Raw genomic sequence first — 1,465 nt, forward strand, 5'->3', positions numbered from 1 at the left:
GAACGGTATATCGCACAAAAACCAAACAGGGAGAAACGGCATATGTCTATCTGTTGGATGAAGCCATGCAAATGGATAAGATTGGTCTGATTTCAACCAATCTTGCAGAAAAGATAGCAATGACTGTAACAGAGGCACCTTATCGTGTAACGGCAGAAACCATCAGCAATACATGCGGACAAACCATCAGTAGCAGTGGCGTCTGGAATATGATGCAGCGACTGGGAGAACGGATTGCTGAAGAAGAACAGTATGCCGTAAAAGAAATGCACGCAGACCGGGTGCAAGGTGAAAAAGTCATTCCGGTATTGTTTGAAGAAATGGATGGTATATGGCTGCATATGCAGAATAGCAATCATCGAAAAATGAAAAAACAGGAAATGAAAGTGTTTACCATGTACGAAGGCTGGGACAAAGAGCAAAAAAAGCGAAGCAGTCTTGTAGAAAAAACAATGCTTGCCGGCATGGAATCCAGCCAGATATTTCATGAGAAAAGAGAGGCATTGATAGAGAAAAAATATAATGCGGATGAAATCCAGCAGAGGATTCTAAACGGAGATGGAGGGAGCTGGATAAGAGAAACGTATGATCCGGATGCCATCTTTCAGTTAGACCGCTATCATATCTATCAGGAGATATTGCGGAAAATAAGCGACCGTGATGCGCAAAGAGAAGCCCGAAAACTATTTGAGGAAGAAAAGATAACAGAATTTTTGGAGTTTATTTTGGTGTATGCGGACAGTGTGGAAACGACCGATGAAAAAGACAAAAGAAGTCAAAAGGCAAGAGAATTGTATCACTATCTCAATAACAACAAAGACGGACTGTTACCGTATCAAAAGCAGGGACGGAAGATACCAGAACCAAGAGAAGGAATCGTATACAAAAATATGGGTGTGCAGGAATCTCAAAACTGCACGGTCATTACCATGAGGATGAAACACCGCCGGATGAGATGGTCTGCGAAAGGAGCAAATAATCTGGCGAAAGTATTATGCTGTAAAGAGAATAAAGAACTTTGCAGTACAATAGAACGATACACAGATGGTTTAATCTTTCATGCCCGAATGAACGAGGTGATAGAAACATTAAGTGCAGCAAAAGCACCAAAAAAAGATGGAAAGGGAAATCCGTATGTAGACGTAATTAGAGGTCATGTATCGCTATTAGATGCGGCAACAAGTGCATCCAGGAAAGTATTCCGAGACGCATTTATAAGATAAGGAAAAACTGAGTTTGGCTGGCTTTGTTTGTGTCAAGTAATCCTTACAATCCTTTCAGTCTTCCAGTGTTTCATGGGAAAAAGAATTACAAAGCATGGGTTATAAGTGCGCCGGTATGAGGTGCCTGTATTATAGGCGCCCATACCGCTGCGTGCTTATGTAGTGCAAACGCCCATGCGAGTAAACTTTTTCCCATGAAACACGGAACCTGAAAAAAGTGCCAATGATTACTTGACACAAAC

At 41.6% G+C, this 1,465-nt stretch carries 1 protein-coding gene; it reads left to right on the plus strand.

The features are described from left to right. A partial coding sequence (locus tag DW019_RS14760) for an ISLre2 family transposase (RefSeq protein ID WP_118444044.1) occupies positions 1 to 1,223 on the plus strand: 1,223 nt, incomplete at its 5' end. Positions 1,224 to 1,465 lie beyond the last annotated feature (242 nt).

The sequence above is a fragment of the Clostridium sp. AF37-5 genome, from assembly GCF_003477605.1.
Classification (GTDB): Bacteria; Bacillota; Clostridia; order Lachnospirales; family Lachnospiraceae; genus Eubacterium_F.